This window comes from Ramlibacter humi, assembly GCF_004681975.1.
GTDB lineage: Bacteria > Pseudomonadota > Gammaproteobacteria > Burkholderiales > Burkholderiaceae_C > Ramlibacter > Ramlibacter humi.
Genome location: NZ_SMLK01000001.1, coordinates 720,071 through 737,766, shown reverse-complemented (window position 1 = coordinate 737,766; position 17,696 = coordinate 720,071). Strand labels below are relative to the sequence as shown.

Below are 17,696 nucleotides of genomic sequence, written 5' to 3'. Positions count from 1 at the left end.
TTCGGGAGAGAAAAAGAACGGTCGTTCGCTTCCTGGGCGATTGTAGGAACGCGCCGCGAGCACCCCAAAAAGGTTTGTCGCAGAAGGGACAAGAGCGTACCCCAGCCGCACGGTTGAGCTGCCCCCGCCAACCGCATTTCCGGCCTTCGTGGCGTGCGGAAAAGCGGCCGCACTACTGCCCCAATTCACTTCGGACTTCGGCGCCCGCGTGTCATCCTTGTTCCGGCCTCCCGGCGGCACCGGCGCAGGCGCTTTCACAACATCAGGAGGACCCATGTCTGCCACGCTTACCCACGCCCACGCCGCGGCCGCCAGCCATCCCGGCCCCGACCTTCCACCTGCCGCCAGCGCCGCCGCCCTTTCGGTGCGCCTGCTGCGCACGCCGGAAGAGCGGCTGGACATCTCGCACCTGAGGCAGTACGCCGACTCCCGCTCCGAGTACGAAGTGGACCCGGGCATGGCATCGCTGGACAGCATCAAGGACGCGCTCGGGCTGGTGATGGCCTTCTCCGCGGGCGACGAGGTCATCGCCACGCTGCGGGTCATCCCGTCCGGCCACGGCGTGACGCTGACCGAGCGCTGGTGGGGCGGCTTCGTGAACGACCGGGCGCTGCTGCGCGCCGGCAGCTGGGAGGTGGGCCGCCTCGTGATGGCGCCCGAGCATCGCCGCAAGGACCTGTTGCCGCGCTTCATGGGGATGGGCCTGGCGTGCCTGCTGGAAAACGCCCACGTCGTGCACATGCACGCGACCTGCCACATGGCGATGACGCGGCTGTACCGCCGGTTCGGCTTCGGCATCCATTCGAAGCGGGTCCACGGCGAGATCGATTGCGCGCTGATCCACGGTCCCGTCGACCAGGTGGCCCGCGCGCTGAAGGTGGTCCAGGTCCAGGACGCACCCGAATCCGCAGAGCCGGTGCTGCTACAGTGACCACCGGTTCCAGGGAAGCGGCCGGACGGGTCACGCGGTCGCGTCCGGACCATCCGCGTCCCGGAGACCAGCGAATGACGGCGCACTTGCGCAACCTGTTCGAGCACTACCGCGCCCACCACGAAGACCGCCCGCTGCTGCAGTGGTTCGGCATCGTGGGTTGCATCGCCTTCCCGCTGTTCTATCTCGCCCGCCGCGCGGTCGACACGCCGCCCCTTTACGACGACCTGCTGCTGCGCCTGGCGGCGGCGGCCCTGTGCCTGGGCGTGACGCTGCGGCCCTGGTGGCCCGCACGCCTGCGGCCGGCGTTCTTCCCGTATTCGTATTTCACGGTCTTCTTCAGCCTTTCGTTCCTGCTGTCGTACACCATGCTGCGCAACCACGGCGGCATTCCCGGCGTGGTGAACATGGTGATCGGCGCGGTGCTGGTCATCGTGCTGGCCGACTGGCGCAACGCCATCGTGATCCTGGTGGCCGGGTACGTGCTGGCGGCGCTCATGCACCTGGCGGCCGACCCGGCGCCGGAACTGCTGCGCGAATTCATCTTCGCCGCCGGGGGCTCGCTGCTGCTGGTCGTCGGCGGCGCCCTGCACTACCAGGGCCAGAAGCGCGTGGAGATCAACCGCATGCGGCGCGTGTACACCGGCCTGGCGGGCTCCATCGCGCACGAGATGCGCAACCCGCTGGCGCAGGTGCGGCACTCGCTGGACCGCATCGCCTCGGCGCTGGAACCCGCCGCGGCCGGCGCCGGCGCCAGGCCCTCGGACGAGGAACTGCAGCAGGTGCTGGGCGCGGTGCAGGAAGGCCGCGACGCCGTCGCGCGGGGCCTGCAGGCGATCGAGCTGACGCTGCAGCAGCTGCGGCCCGAATCGGCCGATCCTTCGCGCGTGCGCACCGTGTCCGCGGCCGATTGCGTGCACCGCGCGGTGGAAAGCTTCGCGTACGAAGACCCGCGGCAGCGCCAGCGCGTGCGGGTGGAGGTCCGCGGCGACTTCCGCTTCCGCGCCGACCCCGACGCGGTGGAGCTGGTGCTGCTGAACCTGCTGAAGAACGCGCTGTACTACGTGCCGGTGCGCCCGGCCATGACGGTGAAGCTGTCGGTGGCGGCGGCCCCGTCGGCCCACATCATCGTGCGAGACACCGGCCCAGGCATCGAACCCGACCTGATGCCGCGCCTGTTCCAGGAGTTCTCGACCTCGGGCAAGGCCGAAGGCACGGGCCTGGGCCTGTCGTTCTGCCGCCGCGTGATGCGCGGGCTGGGCGGCGACATCGACTGCCATTCGCAGCCGGGCCGCTTCACCGAATTCGTCCTGTCATTCCAGGTGCTGGAGGAATCCGACAGCATCCTGCCCCCGCCCGCCGCCGTCAGCGCCAGCGGGCTGGAGGGCCGCACCATCCTGGTCGTGGACGACCAGCCCCTCAACCGCGCCATCGCGCGCGCGCTGGGGGCCGACATGGGCCTGCAGGTGATCGAGGCGGCCCACGCCCAGGAAGCTCTGGACCTCATCGCCGACGGCACCATCCCCGACGCGGTGCTGATGGACGTGAACATGCCGGGGCTGGATGGCATCACCGCCACGCGCCGCCTGCGGGAGATGCCGGGCGAAGCCGGCCGCGTGCCGGTGCTGGCCGTCACGGCCAACGATTCGCCGGCGGTGCAGGCCGCCGCGCGCGACGCTGGCATGCAAGGCGTCATCGCCAAACCCATCGACCCCGAGGCGCTGGCGCAGGCGCTGGTGCACATGGTGGCGGGCGACCGCCAGGCGCGCGTCGCGCCCCGCGCCGAGGCGGAACCGGAGCTGCTCAACCACCGCCGCCTGGCCGACTTCCGGCGGCTGCAGCTGCTGGACGACATCGTGCCCGGCTCGCTGGACGAACTGGCCATCCACCTGGAACGCATGGAAACCGCGCTGGCCGCCGGCGACCGCGAGGCGGCGCAGCAGTCGCTGCACGGCTTCGTCGGCGTCAGCGGCGAAGCAGGCGCGCTGGCGCTGCACGCGCTGGCCCGCCGCCGCTATGCCGAGATGCTGGAAGGCGCCGAGCCGGGCACCGGCTGGCTGGAGGAACTGCGGCGCCTGCTGGCGCACACCGAGGAATCGCTCGCGCGCGAGTACGGGCTGCACCCGCGCGCCAACGGTCAGACTTCGAGCCACTCCTTGCGGGTATAGGCGTCGGCCCGCAGGCTGTCGGGCGTGCCCTGGAAGACGATGCTGCCGTGCCCCATGACCAGGGCGCGGTCGGAGATGGCCATCGCGATGGTCAGCTTCTGCTCGATCAGCAGCACCGAGATGCCGCGCTCCTTCAGCTTCTTCAGGTACTCGGCCACCAGCTCGACGATCTTGGGCGCCAGGCCTTCGGTGGGCTCGTCGATGATGATCAGGTCGGGGTCGCCCATCAGCGTGCGGCACAGCGTCAGCATCTGCTGCTCGCCGCCGGACAGCACGCCGGCTTCGGTGTGCTGGCGTTCCTTCAGGCGCGGGAACATCGCGTACATGTCGTCGAACGACCAGCGGCCCTGCTGGTTCGCCCGCTTCTGGCCGAGCATCAGGTTCTGGTGCACGGTGAGCTTGGGGAAGATGTCGCGGTTCTCCGGCACGTAGCCGATGCCCAGGTGCGCGATCTCGTAAGGCTTGCGGCCCACGGCCGCCTGTCCCTTGAAGTCGACCGTGCCGGTGCACTCGACCATGCCCATCACCGCCTTCGCGGTGGTGGAGCGCCCCGAGCCGTTGCGGCCCAGCAGCGCGACGATCTCGCCGGCGCCGACGTCGAAGTTGACGCCGTGCAGCACGTGGCTCTTGCCGTAGAAGGCATGGAGGTTCTCGACCTTCAGCATCTGCAAAACTCCGATGCGGACTCCCTTGCGCAGAGGGCGCAGAGATGACGCAGAGGACGCCGAGAGATGCAAAGAAATCCTTTGACGGTTTTTCTCTGCGATCTCTGCGTCATCTCTGCGCCCTCTGCGTAAGGGAGTCCGTATTCATTCATCAATGCGCCCCCGCCTGAGCATCAGCGATGTGCGAGCCGAGGTAGGCCTCCTGCACCCGCGCGTTGGCGCGCACGTTCTCGGGCGTGTCGAAAGCGATGACCTCGCCGTACACCACCACCGCGATCTTGTCGGCCAGGCCGAACACCACGCCCATGTCGTGCTCCACCGTCAGCAGCGTCTTGCCGACGGTCACTTCCTTGATCAGTTCGATGAAACGCCTGGTCTCGCTCTTGCTCATGCCGGCGGTGGGCTCGTCCAGCAGGATGACGCCCGCGCCGCCGCCGATGGTGATGCCGATCTCCAGCGCGCGCTGCTCGGCGTACGTGAGGTTCACCGCCAGCACGTCGCGCTTGCGTTCCAGGTGGATCTGGCTGAGCAGCTGCTCGGCCCGTTCGTTGGCATCTTCCAGGTCGGCCAGGAACTTGAAGAAGGTGTAGCGGTAGCCCAGGCTCCACAGCACCCCGCAGCGCAGGTTCTCGAACACGCTGAGCTTGGGGAAGATGTTGGTGATCTGGAAGCTGCGCGACAGCCCCATGCGGTTGATCTCGTACGGCTTCCTGCCGTCGATGCGCTGGCCGTGCAGCAGCACCTGGCCGCTGGTGGGCTCGAAGCGGCCGGAGACCAGGTTGAACAGCGTGGACTTGCCGGCGCCGTTGGGGCCGATGACCGCCACGCGCTCGCCCGGCCGCACGGCCAGGTTGGCGCCCCGGATGATCTCGGTCTTGCCGAAGCTCTTGCGCAGGTCGCGCAGTTCCAGCGCGTATTCCGTCCCGCTCATGCCATCGCCTCCCTGCGCTTGATCTCCTTCTCGATGTCTTCCTGGATGCGGCCCCACTGGTGCACGAAGGTGCGGCGCGTGAGCTCGAACAGGCCCAGTCCGGTGAGCAGCGTGAACGCGCAGCCGAACCAGCTGTCGACCCCGTGCGCATTGAGCGTGATGCCCAGGAACTGCAGCTGCGGTCCCAGGGCCGGGTTGAGCTTGAGGTGGTAGACCATCTCGATCATGCCGGCCGCGCCCAGCAGCGCGAGCAGCGCGGTGGCGCCCAGCGCCAGGTAACTCACCCACAACTCGCGCAAGCGGCCGAAGGAAGCCACGCGCAGGTTCATCATGATCAGGCTGGCGATGCCGCCCGGCGCGTACATCACCATGAACAGGAACAGGAGGCCCAGGTACAGCAGCCAGGCCTTGGTGACTTCGGACAGGAACACAAACGCCACCACCATCAGCACGGCGCCGATGATGGGACCGAAAAAGAAGGTGGCGCCGCCCAGGAAAGTGAACAGCAGGTAGGCGCCCGAGCGGGGGCCGCTCACCACTTCGGACGTCACGATCTCGAAGTTCAGCGCCGCCAGGCCGCCCGACACGCCGGCAAAGAACGCCGCGACGATGAAGGCGAGGTAGCGGACGATCTGGGTGTTGTAGCCCACGAATTCCACCCGCTCGGGGTTGTCGCGCACCGCGTTGAGCATGCGGCCCAGCGGCGTGCGCGTGAACGCGAACATGGCGGCCGTGCACACGAAGGTGTAGACCGCGATCAGGTAATACAGCTGGATCTGCGGGCCGAAGGTGATGCCGAAGGTCTTGGCGCCCGCCACGCGGTTGCCGGAAATGCCGCCCTCGCCGCCGAAGAACTCGGGGAACATCAGGGCCGAGGCCCACACCAGTTCGCCCACGCCCAGCGTGATCATCGCGAAAGGCGTGGCGGCCTTCTTGGTCGTCACCCAGCCGAACACCACCGCGAACAGCATGCCGGCCAGGCCGCCCACCACGGGGACCAGGCTGACCGGGATGGGCAGGCTGCCCTTGGACACCAGGTTCAGCGTGTGGATGGCCAGGAACGAGCCCATGCCCGAATACACCGCGTGCCCGAAGCTGAGCATGCCGCCCTGCCCCAGCAGCATGTTGTACGAGAGGCAGACGATGATGGCGATGCCCATCTGGCTGAGCATGGTGTGCGCCAGCGAGCTGGTGAACACCAGCGGCGCGACGCCGAGCAGCAGCGCGAAGAACGACCAGATGATCCAGCGGCCGATGTTGATCGGGCGGAACTCGTAGTAGCCCGCATGCGCGCCGGCGGCCGGGATGGGCGACGGCGACGTGCCCGGGATGCCCATGGGCACGCCGGTGCGCGAGTTCTCCTGCGCCGCGGAGGAAGACGGATCGGTCAAGGTGGACGACATGATTAGCCCTCCCGCGTGCCCAGCAGGCCCTTGGGGCGGAACACCAGGATCAGCACGAGGAACAGGTACGGCAGGATCGGCGCGATCTGGCTGATCTTCAGCTTCCACAGCGGGTAGCCGAAGGTGGACGGCGTGATGCCCAGGCCGGCGGATTGCGCCGCGCCCATCAGGGAAGCGTCGATGCCCACCGCGAAGGTCTGGATGATGCCGATGGCCAGCGAGGCGACGAAGGCGCCGGCCAGCGAGCCCATCCCGCCGACCACCACCACCACGAAGATGACCGAACCCACCGTCGCCGCCATGCCCGGTTCGGTGACGAAGGCGTTGCCCCCGATCACGCCAGCCAGGCCGGCCAGCGCGGCACCGCCGCCGAACACCAGCATGAACACGCGCGGCACGTTGTGGCCCAGCGCTTCCACCGTTTCCGGATGGGTGAGCGCCGCCTGGATGACCAGGCCGATGCGCGTGCGCGTGAGAAGCAGCCAGATGGCCACCAGCATGAGCAGCGCCACCAGCATCATGAAGCCGCGGTACATCGGGAACTGCGTGCCGTACAGCGTGAAGAGCGGGCCGGACAGCAATGCCGGCACGCGGTAATCCACCGAGCTGGTGCCCCACACCAGCTGCACCATCTCCAGCACGATGAACGACAGGCCGAAGGTGATGAGCAGCTCGGGCACGTGGCCGAACTTGTGCACGCGGCGCAGGCACGCGCGCTCGAAGCCGGCGCCCAGCGCCCCCACCAGCAGGGGCGCGACGAACAGCGCCGGCCAGTAGCCGACCAGCTGCGTGGTGCTGTACGCGAAGTACGCGCCCAGCATGTAGAAGCTGGCGTGGGCGAAGTTGAGCACGCCCATCATGCTGAAGATCAGCGTGAGGCCGGAGCTCAGCATGAACAGCAGCAGCCCGTAGCTGATGCCGTTCAGGAGCGAGATGGTGAAGAACTCCATGCGGATCCGATGACGAATGACTACGCGCCTCGCGCGCCTATGACGCGGCTGCGCCGCATGACCCCGTCATTCGTCATTGAGCCGAAGGCGAAGTCATGCGGCGCGGGCCGCGGGTCATCCGGGCGTTCAGCCCGGGCGCTTCATCTGGCAGCTGGTCGGCGTGCTGGACACGTACGGGTCGAACTGCTTGACCGGCACGAACGTGTAGTCGGTGTTCTCGACGCGGTAGTCACCCTTCTTGGCCTTCTGCCACTTGGTGATGAACATCGCCTGCTGCAGCTGGTGGTCGGAAGCGCGCATGGTCACGTCGCCGGCGAAGCTCTTGATCGACAGGCCTTCCATCGCCTTGGCGACCTTCACCGGATCGGCGGAGCCGGCCTTGGCCATAGCGGCGCCCAGCAGCTGGATGCCGTTGTAGGTGGCGTAGGTGTAGTAGTCGTCGTTGAACTTCTTGTGGAACTCGGCACCCATCTGGCCCAGTTCGCCGGTGTGGTTGGCGTGGCCATAGGCCACGACGTACACCTCGCTGTCGCCGCCGGCGGCCAGCGCCGTGGGCGTGCCGGTCACGCCGGCGTAGTAGGTGTACATCGGGATCTTCAGGCCGGCGTCGTTCAGCGCCTTGACCAGCAGCGTGAGGTCCTGGCCCCAGTTGCCGGTGACGATGCTGTCGGCGCCCGACTGCTTGATCTTGGCGACGTAGGGCGAGAAGTCCTTGACCTGGCCGATGGGCGTGAGGTCCTCGCCGGCGATCTTCACGTCGGGGCGCTTGCGCGCCATGGCGTCCTTGAAGTACTTGGCGACCTGGTGGCCGTGCGAGTAGTTCTGGTTGATCAGGTAGACGCTCTTGACCTTGGGCTGGTCCTTCATGAAGGTGGTCAGCGCCTCCATCTTCATGGAGGTGTCGGCGTCCAGGCGGAAGTGCCAGTAGTCGCACTTCTCGTTGGTCATGGACGGATCCACCGCGGCGTAGTTCAGGTAGATCAGTTCCTTGCCCGGGTTGCGCTCGTTGTGCTTGGCGACGGCGTCTTCCAGCGCCAGGCCGGCGCCCGAGCCGTTGCCCTGCGTGATGTAGCGGAAGCCCTGGTCGATGGCGGCCTTCAGCGTGTTCAGGCTTTCCTGCGGCGAGCCCTTGTTGTCGAAGCCGACCACCTCGAACTTCACGCCGGCCGGGTTCTTGGCACCGGAGAAGTGCTCGGCGGCGTACTGCCAGCTCTTGAGCTGGTTCTGGCCGACGTTGGCGAACGGACCCGACAGCGGGTCCATGAAGGCGATTCGCACCGTCTGGCCGGCGAGCGCGCCGGCGGCAGCGGGGGCCGCGGCCGGCTTGGCTGCGGCCACGGGAGCAGCCTTGGCAGCGGGCGCAGAGGCGGGCTTCGCGGGTGCCTGCGCGAACGCGAAACCGGCCCCCACCACCAGCGCCGCTGCCACCGTCACTTGCCTGAACGACACTTTCATCGCTTGTCTCCTGTCGTGATTTGGAATGCGCGCAGGGTACATTTTTTTGTGCAGTGCACGGTCAGGGAATGCCCGTAAGCAGTGACACCCCTATCGCCGAAGCGACACGCGCACCTTTGGTGCGCGACCGCGGTCAAGCGCTGGGCAGCCTGTAGTCCTTCAGCATTTCGCGCAGGCGGGTCTTGAGCATCTTGCCCGTCGCGCCCAGCGGGATGGCATCGACGAACACCACGTCGTCCGGCACCTGCCATTTGGCGATCTTGCCCTCGTAGAACTTGAGCAGTTCCTCGCGCGTGACCTCGGCGCCGGGCTTCTTCACCACGGCGACGATCGGCCTTTCGTCCCACTTCGGGTGCGGCATGCCCACGCAGGCGGCCATCTGCACGGCCGGGTGCGCCATCGCGATGTTCTCGATGTCGATGGAGCTGATCCACTCGCCGCCGGACTTGATCACGTCCTTGCTGCGGTCGGTGATCTGCATGTAGCCGTCCTCGTCGATGGTGGCCACGTCGCCGGTAGGGAACCAGCCGTCCACCAGCGGGTTGCCGCCCTCGCCCTTGAAGTACTCGCGCACGATCCACGGCCCCTTCACGTACAGGTCGCCGTACGCCTTGCCGTCCCACGGCTTTTCCTGGCCGTCGTCGCCCACGATCTTCATGTCGACGCCGTAGATCGCGCGACCCTGCTTCAGGCGGATCTTCATCTGCTCGTCCGGGGACATCGCCAGGTGCTTGTTCTTCAGCGTGCACAGCGTGCCCAGCGGGCTCATCTCGGTCATGCCCCAGGCGTGCAGCACGTCCACGCCGTAGTCCTCGCTGAACGCGTGGATCATGGCCGGCGGGCAGGCCGAGCCGCCGATGACCGTGCGCTTCAGCGTCGAGAAGCGCAGGTTGCCCGGCTTCAGGTGGCCCAGCAGCATCTGCCACACGGTGGGCACGCCGGCGGCGAAGGTGACCTTCTCGCTTTCCATCAGCTCGTACACGGACTTGCCGTCCAGCGCCGGGCCGGGGAACACCAGCTTGCAGCCGGTGAGCGCGGCCGAATACGGAATGCCCCACGCGTTGACGTGGAACATGGGCACGACCGGCAGCACGGAGTCGCGCGCGGACAGCGCCATGACGTCGGGCAGCGCGGCGGCGTACGCGTGCAGGATGGTCGAGCGGTGGCTGTAGAGCGCGGCCTTGGGGTTGCCGGTGGTGCCGCTCGTGTAGCACATGCTCGAAGCCGAGTTCTCGTCGAAGCTCGGCCATTCGTAGTCGGTGGGCTGGCCGCCGATCCAGTCCTCGTACGAGACCAGGTTGGGGATGCCGCTGTCCGCCGGCACCTTGCCCGGGTCGCACAGCATCACGTACTGGCGGATGCCGGGGCAGCGCGCGTGGATGGCCTGCACGATGGGCAGGAAGGTGGCGTCGAAGCACAGCACCTGGTCTTCGGCGTGGTTGGCGATCCAGGCCACCTGGTCCGGGTGCAGGCGCGGGTTGATGGTGTGCAGCACGCGGCCCGAACCGGAAACGCCGAAGTACAGCTCCAGGTGGCGGTAGCCGTTCCAGGCCAGCGTGGCGATGCGGTCGGAGAAAAGGAAGCTGCCGGCGTCCAGCGCGCGCGCCACCTGGCGTGCGCGCCGCGCCACGTCGCGCCACGTGTAGCGGTGGATGTCGCCCTCCACCCGGCGAGACACGATCTCGCCGGCGCCGTGGTGGCGCTCGGCGAACTCGATCAGCGACGAGATCGAGAGGGGTTGGCTTTGCATCAGGCCGAGCATGGGTTGTCTCCTGGGTACGGCTGTGGTTGTTGTGGAACCGCCGATGCTAAAGCCGAACGGGGCCGCGAAGGCCCCGATTCCCGAGCGTGGCAGAAGGGTCAGCCCGCGGCGGCGGGCTGCACGCCGCGTTCGAACGCGAGCGTGATCGTGGTGCCCTGCCCTTCGGCCGACACCACCTGCACCGAGCCGCCCGCGGCCTGCATCACGCGCTGGCAGAACATCAGGCCCATGCCGCTGCCCCCGTTGCCCTTGGTGGTGACGGGCGCGCGCGTGAGGAGCTCCAGCACGTCGGGCGGGATGCCCGGCCCGTTGTCGGCGAAGCGGATCCAGCCGCGCGGGCCGGCGGGCGTGTCCTCGCAGCCGGCTTCCACCACCAGGTGCGGGTGCGGATGGCCGCGCAGCACCTGCACCGCATTCTTGGCCAACGTGCACAGCACGAGGTACAACAGGTCGCGCCGGCCCGGCAGCCGGAAGTCGGCCTGCACGCGCCTTTCCACCCAGGCACGCTCGCCCTCCTCGAACGGAAACTCGTTGAGCAGCGCGTCCACCAGCGAACTGGCGCTGACGGTCTGCGGGGCCGCGCCGGGATAGGCGTCGCGCGCCGATTGCAGGAAGGTGGCGACCAGCGACTGGCAGTACTGCGCGCGGCGCTCGGCCCTCTCCAGCGCGGCCAGCAGCTCGCCGGGTTGCAGCTCCTCGAAGCGCGCCAGGCCCTCGCCGCCGCCGACGTGGCGTGCGGCGACGGTGCTGACCAGCCCGCGCACGGTGGACAGCGGCGTGTTCAGCTCGTGCGCGAGAAAGCCCAGCGTTTCGCGCAGCGTGGCGGCGCGGCCCTCGTTCATCGCGCGTTCCAGCGCCTGCGCGCGGTACACCGCCAGCGCCTCGCGCAAGGCTTCGCGCGTGGGCTCGTCCTCCAGCGGCTTTTCCAGGATGCGCAGCACCTTGCCCTGGTTGACGGCGGCGATGGCGACATCCTTCTCCGCGTACGCGGTCGCCAGCAGGCGGACGATGTGGCGGTGGTCGCGCTGCACGCGGCGCAGCAGCTTCATGCCGTCCTGCTCGGGCATGCGGTAGTCGGTGACCAGCGCCGCGAACTCGTCGCCGCGCTCGGCCAGGATGGCCAGCGCGTCGTCGGCGCTGGCCGCGGTGGCCACCTGGAACTCGCCGCCGAAGCAGCGCGCGAACCACTTGCGCGACGGCACCTCGTCGTCGACGAACAGGATGGCTTGGGCGATGTTCTGCATCGGGTCCATCGTCATGCGGGATCGGCCGGGGCGTGGCGCGCGCCGTACTCGCGCAGGGCCTGGTCGGTGCGATCGGCCAGGACGCGAACCTGCGCCCATTCGCCCGCCGGCGGCCAGCGGCCCTCCTCGAGCACGGGAACATACACCCGGCGCACCCGCTGGTACAGCGCCAGCGCGCCGGCCTCGCCGCTCATGCCGAGCAGCGAATGCAGCACGTCCTGCGCCTGCGCGAGATCGCCGCGCGCGACGGTTTCTTCCAGCACGCCCACCAGCCGCTGCAATTCGGGGAGGTAGTCTTCCAGCAGTTCCTGCAGCAGGCCCAGGCGCCGGTAACTTTCGAGGCGGGCTTCGTTGAGGAGCGGGCCTTCGCCCTGCTGCGGCGCGGGAGGTGGCGTCACGGGCGTGGCCGCAGCCTCATCGCCACGCAACAGCGTCTCGAGCGTTTCGCAAAGCGGGCGGGCCTCGACCGGCTTCACCAGGAAGCCGTTCATGCCGGCCTCGCGGGCGGATTGCACGGCGGGTGCATCGGAATGAGCGGTGAGCGCCACGACGGGGACGCTCGCCCAGGGCTGGCCACTGGCGCGGATCGCTCCCGTGGTTTCCAGCCCGCCCATGCCGGGCATGTTCAGGTCCAGCAGCACCGCGTCGAACGCGGGGCCCGCTTCCAGCGCCTGCAGCACGGCACGCCCGTGATCGACCTCGGCGACTTCGGCCCCCGCATCGCGCAGGTAGGCGGAGACGGCGCGGCGGTTGTAGGCGCTGTCGTCGGCCAGCAGCACGCGGCGGCCGGCCAGCGGGCGGGCGCCGGCCGGTGCCGCCGCGCTGCGCTGTTCCAGCGCCTTGTGCAGTGCCTGCACCAGCATGAGTTGCGCCGAAGGCTTGCCGACGAAGCCGTCCATGCCGGCGCGCTGCGTCTTCACCCGCGCCAGGTGCGGCGGCTCGCTGGTGTGCGCCACGATGCGCACGTAGCGGTTGGCGGGCACCTGGCCCAGCCGCAGCCGCTGCGCCAGCTGGTAGCCGTCCAGCACGGGCATGTTCAGGTCGAGCAGCACCAGGTCGTAGGCGTGCTGCGAAAGCAGCTGCAGCGCCTGCTGGCCATCGGCCGCCTCGTCGATGGCCAGGCCCAGGGGGCGCAGCTTGTGCCGCGTGGTCAGGCGCTGCGCCGCGTCGTCCTCCACCAGCAGCAGCCGCTTGCCTTCGAGCAGCGCGCGTGCCGCCTGCAGCACCTTGTCGCGGTGCTCGCGCATGGCTTCCTCGCCCACCGGCGGAAACTCCATGGCGAATTCGGTGAAGGAACTCTGCACCGATTCGCAGCGGATGTCGCCGCCGAAGGCGCGCATCACGCGCCGGCAGTACGACAGGCCCAGGCCCGTGCCGCCCGCCTTGCCGACCGTGCGGAAAGGCTCGAACAGCGTGGGCAGCACGTCCGGCGCGATGCCGGGGCCGTTGTCGCGCACGCGGATGCGGCGGCCGCCCACGGTGACGGTCACGCGCGTGCCGGGGTTCGGCCCGAGGTAATACAACGCGTTCTTGACCAGGTTGAACAGGACGAAGAGGTAGGCGGTCTCCTCGCCGCGGAAATGGAAGTCCTCCAGCACGTGCACTTCCACGTGCGCGCGGGCCTCTTCCGACTCGTAGCCGTACTCGTCCACCGCCTTGTGCGCCACCTCGGACGCCGACAGCAGGTCGAAGTTGGCGGCGTCCAGCGGCTTGGCGGCCAGCTCGTCCAGCGTCATCGCGATGACCTGCAGGCCCCGTTCGATGGCGCGTTCGCCGTTGGCCAGCTGCGCGTAGAGCGTATCGACCTCCTGCGGCGACAGCGAAGTCAGCTGCCCGGCCGGGCCCGGTGCGGGCAGCGCGCGCTGGATGGCGCCCAGGCTGTGGCGCAGTTGACCCAGCGGGTTGCGCATCTCGTGCGCGACCGAGCCGGCCAGCGCGGTGGCCGCATCCAGGCGCTCGGCCTGGATCTGCTTTTCGGAGAGCTTGAACGCATTGCCGCCCACCACGATGAGGATCAGCGTCGGCAGGCGGCCCAGGTAGTCCACCGGCATGGCCGGGTCGGGCGTGGTAGCGAAATAGGTGAGCACCGCGCCGGCCGCGCCCAGCGCGGTCATGACGACGGTGTTGCGCCAGTCGCTCAGCAGGACCAGGAAGAACACCGCCATGAACGTGTTGGCGACGCCCACGGAACCGCCGCCGTTCTTGAGTGCCAGGTACACGTTGAAGAACGGCAGGCAGTACAGGTAGGTGGCGTACGACCAGGGTACGTACCAGCCGCGCCAGCGCTCGGGCCAGCGGTCGCGCAATGCCAGGCCCAGGCACAGGAGCGCGGCGGTGCCACGCAGCCAGGCGCTGTCGTAGTCCTTGGTGCCGCGCACTTCGTGCAGCGCGTAGAAGAGCGGAAATGCGATCGCGCCCACCATGCCCACCGCCTTCGGGATGTGGCGCATGTAGTCCGCGTGGGCCGCGTAGTGCGACCAGAGCCGGCGCAAGGCGTTCATGTCAGGCTTCCACCGCCTCGGCGGCGGGCGCGAGCGCCTCGCGCACGCGGCCAACTTCGCCGTGGATCAGGCAATAGGTTTTCTCGGTCCCGGGCAGCAGCACGTCGCGCGCGAACAGCGAGAAACCGAAGCGGCGGTACAGGCGGCTGAGGATATGGGTGCAGGAACCGGCCAGGTGCCGCACGTCGGCGTGCTCCAGCAGGTCGGTCAATGTGAGGTGCAGGCAGCGCTTGAGGACGTCCTGGCCGACCCGGTATTCGGGCGCGACGACCAGCCGTCCGGCGTCCCAGGCCTGGGGCCAGCGGGACATCGCCTGGGGATCGGAGATGCTGAGCAATTGCTCGGTGAGGGTGAGGCCGTGGCCCAGGGGGACCAGGCGGATGGTGCCGATCAGGCGGTCATGCAGTTCGAAAGCGAAGACCAGGCCCAATTCGTCTCTTTTTTTTCGCGGGTGGCGAAATGCGGGTCCACCGAAGTGGCCGCCTTCAGGTCGATCTGGCCGCGCAGCTGCGCCAGCTCGCGGATCTCGTACTGCTTTTGCAGGCGGCGGATGGTGAGGTCTTCGACGGCGATGTCGCGGGTGCCGGCGGCTTCGGGCTCGAAGGCGGCAGGCGGCAATTGGGCCAGGCCCGCGCGGGGCATGGGCGTGTGAAGCACGGTTGACAGCATGAGGGTCAGTCCCTGGAAAAGTCGATGAAGGAATGCGCTGCTGCGCGCGGACGCGATTCGTCCGCGGTGGCGCTTGTCGCGATAGCCAGGCCGTCTGCCGCCTTTGGCGGTCTTGTCGCGGCCACGGGGGTATGCGAACCCCGCATCGGTGCCTGTCGAGTCCTCCCTGCGCGGCCGTGGGCCGCAGGAACTGCCCAACCATTATTTGGTCATCCGCGCTTCCTGCCAATAAGCCATTGCCTTAAATGCCAGGGGGCTCCCGCGCCGACGGACAATCGGGGCATGGATTCCGTCATCGAGGCGCCGCCCGGCGCGCTGGATCTGGGCGTCGCCTGGCGCGATGGCTTCGCCGGTTTGGGCCCTTCGTTCTACACGGAGCTGCCGCCGGCCCCTTTGCCCGCGCCTTACCTCGTCGGCCTGAACCGTCCGCTGGCTCGAACGCTGGGGCTTCCTGAAGAGTTGCTTGCGGGCCACGAAGGGGTGCGTGCGCTGGCCGCCTCGCTACCAGTCACCGGCACCCGCCCGCTGGCCAGCGTCTACAGCGGCCACCAGTTCGGCGTCTGGGCCGGGCAGCTGGGCGACGGCCGGGCCCTGCTGCTGGGCGAACTGGAAACGCCGTCCGGCCCGATGGAACTGCAATACAAGGGCAGCGGCCGCACGCCCTACTCGCGCATGGGCGACGGGCGGGCCGTGCTGCGCTCGAGCATCCGCGAATTCCTCGGCTCCGAGGCGATGCACGGCCTGCGCGTGCCGACCACTCGCGCATTGAGCGTCGCCGGGTCCGATGCGCCGGTGCGGCGCGAGGAAATGGAGACCGCCGCGGTGGTGATCCGCGTCGCGCCCAGCTTCATCCGCTTCGGGCACTTCGAGCACTTCGCCTCGCGCGAGCAGGACGCCGAACTTCGCCAGCTGGCCGACTACGTCATCGACCGCTTCTATCCGCACTGCCGCGCTTCCGAGAAGTTCGCGGGCAACCCCTACGCCAACCTGCTGGAACAGGTGTGCGAACGCACGGCGGCGATGGTGGCGCAGTGGCAGGCGGCGGGCTTCTGCCACGGCGTGATGAACACCGACAACATGAGCATCCTGGGCCTGACCATCGACTACGGCCCGTTCCAGTTTCTCGACGCCTTCGATCCCAACCACATCTGCAACCACAGCGACGAGACCGGCCGCTACGCGTACAACCGGCAGCCCAACGTCGCCTACTGGAACCTGTTCTGCCTGGGCCAGGCGCTCTACCCGCTGATCGGCAGCGAGGAGCTCACACTGGCCGCGCTGGAGCCGTACAAGACCGTCTTCCCGCGCGAACTGCAAAAACGCATGAGCGCCAAGCTCGGCCTGGGCGATGTCCAGGACGCTGACCGCGACCTGATCGAGCGCGCGCTCAAGCTGCTGGCCCAGGACAAAGTGGACTGGACGATCTTCTGGCGCCGTCTTTCGCACGCGGTGGCGGGCGGCTCCAACGATGCGGTGCGGGATCTCTTCCTCGACCGTACGGCCTTCGACGCCTGGTGGCTAGACTACGCCGCCCGCCTGCCGGCGGACCGCGCGGCGGCGGGGCTCGAAATGCTGGGAACCAACCCCAAGTTCGTGCTTCGAAACCACTTGGCCGAGCTGGCGATCCGGCGCGCGAAGGAAAAGGATTTCGGCCCAGTCGCCAATCTCCTGAAAGTCCTCCACGCCCCCTTCGACGAGCATCCCGAACACGAAGACATGGCCGGCTTCCCGCCCGACTGGGCATCGAACATCGAGATCAGCTGCTCCTCATGACTTACCCGATCCAGAAAACCGACGCCGAGTGGAAGGCGCTGCTCGCCGAGAAAGGCGCGGAGCGCGGCGCCTTCGAGGTGACGCGCCACGCGGCAACCGAGAGGCCCTTCTCCGGCAAGTACGAACGCGTGTGGGCCGACGGCAGCTACCACTGCATCTGCTGCGGCGCCAAGCTGTTCGACTCCGGCACGAAGTTCGACGCCGGCTGCGGCTGGCCCAGTTTCTCGCAGGCGGTGCCCGGCGCGATCAAGGAGATCCGCGACACCAGCCACGGCATGGTGCGCACCGAAACGGTCTGCGCCCAGTGCGGGGCCCACCTGGGCCACGTGTTCCCCGACGGCCCCACGCCCACCGGCCTGCGCTACTGCATGAATTCGGCTTCGCTGGAGTTCACGCCCGAATGAAGATCCTCATCGACTTCGCGCCCATCGCGGTCTTCTTCGTCGCCTACAAGCTGTGGGACATCTGGGTGGCCACCGGCGTGGCCATCGCCGCCACCATCGCGCAGATCGCGTACCTGCGCTGGTCCACCGGCAAGGTGGAGCCAATGCAGTGGCTCAGCCTGGCGGTGATCGTCGTCTTCGGCGGCGCCACCATCGCGCTGCACGACCCGCTGTTCATCAAGTGGAAGCCGTCAATCCTGTACTGGTGCTTCGCCGCGGTCCTGGCTTTCGGCCAGCTGGTGCTCAAGCGCAACCTGCTGAAGTCGGCGATGGGCAGCCAGATGGAGCTGCCCGACGCTGCCTGGAAGGTGCTCACCTGGAGCTGGTGCGGCTTCTTCGCCGCGATGGGCGCGCTGAACCTCTGGGTGGCGATGAACTTCAGCGAGCAGGCGTGGGTGAACTTCAAGGTGTTCGGCCTGTTCGGGCTGATGGTGGTGTTCGTCATCGCCCAGGCCGTGTACATGAGCAGGCTGGTGAAGGACCCCGACCCGGCCGAGGGCGGCAACCCTTGAGCACCGGCATCACCGCCGACGCCCTGCGCGTCCGGCTGCAGGAAAAGCTGTCGCCTTCGCGCGTGGAGGTGCTCGACGAGAGCTACCAGCACGCGGGCCACGCGGGCGCCGATGGAACCGGCTTCGGCACCCACTTTCGCGTGCGCATCGACTCGCCGCTGTTCGAAGGGCGCTCCAGGGTGGCCCGGCACCGGCTTGTGTATGATGCGCTGCGCGAGTACATCGACGCCGGGCTGCACGCCCTGGCCATCGAAACCCCCTAGTCCTCCCCGCTTTCCGTCTGACCTCA

At 68.4% G+C, this 17,696-nt stretch carries 16 protein-coding genes; 6 read left to right on the top strand and 10 right to left on the bottom strand.

Annotated features, from left to right (window positions below; all coding sequences use genetic code 11):
* Positions 1-274: 274 nt before the first annotated feature.
* On the top strand, positions 275-931 hold the full coding sequence (locus EZ216_RS03345; protein WP_135248147.1) for a GNAT family protein: 657 nt from the start codon (positions 275-277) through the stop codon (positions 929-931).
* Between the two features lie 74 nt (positions 932-1,005).
* Complete coding sequence (locus EZ216_RS03340) at positions 1,006-3,099, top strand: hybrid sensor histidine kinase/response regulator (RefSeq protein WP_135248146.1); 2,094 nt, start codon at positions 1,006-1,008, stop codon at positions 3,097-3,099.
* On the opposite strand, the gene EZ216_RS03335 is transcribed toward EZ216_RS03340, so the two are convergent.
* The 10 genes from EZ216_RS03335 to EZ216_RS03290 all read right to left on the bottom strand — a co-directional run bounded on the left by EZ216_RS03335 (position 3,069) and on the right by EZ216_RS03290 (position 14,679).
* Complete coding sequence (locus EZ216_RS03335) at positions 3,069-3,764, bottom strand: ABC transporter ATP-binding protein (RefSeq protein ID WP_135248145.1); 696 nt, start codon at positions 3,762-3,764, stop codon at positions 3,069-3,071. The two genes, EZ216_RS03340 and EZ216_RS03335, sit on opposite strands and share 31 nt — an antisense overlap.
* Positions 3,765-3,915: 151 nt before the next feature.
* Positions 3,916-4,695, bottom strand: a complete 780-nt coding sequence (locus tag EZ216_RS03330) for an ABC transporter ATP-binding protein (RefSeq protein ID WP_135248144.1) — start codon at positions 4,693-4,695, stop codon at positions 3,916-3,918.
* Positions 4,692-6,032 carry a branched-chain amino acid ABC transporter permease gene (locus EZ216_RS03325; protein ID WP_135249102.1) on the bottom strand — a complete coding sequence of 447 codons (1,341 nt, stop codon included), beginning with the start codon at positions 6,030-6,032 and terminating at the stop codon, positions 4,692-4,694. The genes EZ216_RS03330 and EZ216_RS03325 overlap by 4 nt, the downstream gene beginning before the upstream one ends.
* A 68-nt stretch (positions 6,033-6,100) precedes the next feature.
* Complete coding sequence (locus EZ216_RS03320) at positions 6,101-7,054, bottom strand: branched-chain amino acid ABC transporter permease (RefSeq protein ID WP_135248143.1); 954 nt, start codon at positions 7,052-7,054, stop codon at positions 6,101-6,103.
* A gap of 120 nt (positions 7,055-7,174) precedes the next feature.
* On the bottom strand, positions 7,175-8,503 hold the full coding sequence (locus EZ216_RS03315; RefSeq protein WP_135248142.1) for a branched-chain amino acid ABC transporter substrate-binding protein: 1,329 nt from the start codon (positions 8,501-8,503) through the stop codon (positions 7,175-7,177).
* Between the two features lie 133 nt (positions 8,504-8,636).
* Complete coding sequence (locus tag EZ216_RS03310; protein WP_135248141.1) at positions 8,637-10,265, bottom strand: 3-(methylthio)propionyl-CoA ligase; 1,629 nt, start codon at positions 10,263-10,265, stop codon at positions 8,637-8,639.
* Between the two features lie 98 nt (positions 10,266-10,363).
* Positions 10,364-11,509 (bottom strand): hybrid sensor histidine kinase/response regulator, encoded by a 1,146-nt coding sequence (locus tag EZ216_RS03305; RefSeq protein WP_135248140.1) that lies wholly within the window; start codon positions 11,507-11,509, stop codon positions 10,364-10,366.
* A gap of 11 nt (positions 11,510-11,520) precedes the next feature.
* Positions 11,521-14,010, bottom strand: coding sequence for an ATP-binding response regulator (locus EZ216_RS21950; protein ID WP_135248139.1), 2,490 nt, complete (start codon positions 14,008-14,010; stop codon positions 11,521-11,523).
* A 1-nt stretch (position 14,011) separates the two neighbouring features.
* Positions 14,012-14,440, bottom strand: a complete 429-nt coding sequence (locus tag EZ216_RS03295) for an N-acyl amino acid synthase FeeM domain-containing protein (RefSeq protein WP_239024259.1) — start codon at positions 14,438-14,440, stop codon at positions 14,012-14,014.
* A complete protein-coding gene (locus EZ216_RS03290; protein ID WP_135248138.1) occupies positions 14,401-14,679 on the bottom strand; it encodes a hypothetical protein in 279 nt (92 codons plus the stop codon). The genes EZ216_RS03295 and EZ216_RS03290 overlap by 40 nt, the downstream gene beginning before the upstream one ends.
* 282 nt (positions 14,680-14,961) lie before the next feature.
* Here EZ216_RS03290 and EZ216_RS03285 point away from each other — a divergent pair, with 282 nt between their 5' ends.
* From EZ216_RS03285 to EZ216_RS03270, 4 genes are read left to right on the top strand one after another with little or no spacing between them, the layout of a single operon-like run.
* Positions 14,962-16,452, top strand: a complete 1,491-nt coding sequence (locus EZ216_RS03285; RefSeq protein ID WP_135248137.1) for a protein adenylyltransferase SelO — start codon at positions 14,962-14,964, stop codon at positions 16,450-16,452.
* Positions 16,449-16,856, top strand: coding sequence for a peptide-methionine (R)-S-oxide reductase MsrB (gene msrB / locus EZ216_RS03280; protein ID WP_135248136.1), 408 nt, complete (start codon positions 16,449-16,451; stop codon positions 16,854-16,856). Before EZ216_RS03285 ends, msrB begins: the two co-directional genes overlap by 4 nt.
* Positions 16,853-17,407 carry a septation protein A gene (locus EZ216_RS03275; protein ID WP_135248135.1) on the top strand — a complete coding sequence of 185 codons (555 nt, stop codon included), beginning with the start codon at positions 16,853-16,855 and terminating at the stop codon, positions 17,405-17,407. The genes msrB and EZ216_RS03275 overlap by 4 nt, the downstream gene beginning before the upstream one ends.
* Complete coding sequence (locus EZ216_RS03270) at positions 17,404-17,670, top strand: BolA family protein (RefSeq protein WP_135248134.1); 267 nt, start codon at positions 17,404-17,406, stop codon at positions 17,668-17,670. The genes EZ216_RS03275 and EZ216_RS03270 overlap by 4 nt, the downstream gene beginning before the upstream one ends.
* The last annotated feature ends 26 nt before the right edge of the window (positions 17,671-17,696 follow it).